This window comes from Pseudomonas paracarnis, assembly GCF_904063055.1.
Classification (GTDB): Bacteria; Pseudomonadota; Gammaproteobacteria; order Pseudomonadales; family Pseudomonadaceae; genus Aquipseudomonas; species Aquipseudomonas paracarnis.
The window spans coordinates 1-357 of the sequence record NZ_CAJFCN010000122.1 but is presented as its reverse complement, the minus strand read 5'-3'; the positions used below and the strand labels follow the sequence as shown (position 1 = coordinate 357).

Genomic DNA, 357 nt, shown 5'->3' with positions numbered 1-357 from the left:
TGATGTTGGTCACCGGTGCGCCGTTCTTATCCACAAGGCTGGCGGTGTAGACGATGTTGCCGCCTTCGCCAACGGTGGTGGTCGCGGTCAGGACTACATCGACCTTGTCGATGGTGTCGTTGATCGTGGTGGTCGCGCCATTACCTGCGACTTCCAGTTTTTCGAAGTTGCCACCAGTGGTCTCGGTGATCTGAACGGTCTGCGTGCTCTTATCGATAAACACGTCATCAGTAGGGGCGGGCACGGTCACAGTACCGACGGTCTCGCCAGCTTTGATGGTGATCGACGAGCCGTTATCCAACTTCAAGGTGACGTCGGTGCCGGCCTTGTTGCTCAAAGTTGCGGTGTAGGTGATCT

General features: G+C 56.6%; 1 protein-coding gene. It reads right to left on the bottom strand.

Annotation, left to right across the window (positions count from 1 at the left end):
- Positions 1-357, bottom strand: a 357-nt coding sequence (locus JMV15_RS28190) for an immunoglobulin-like domain-containing protein (RefSeq protein ID WP_201492019.1), incomplete at both ends; no start/stop codon positions are given.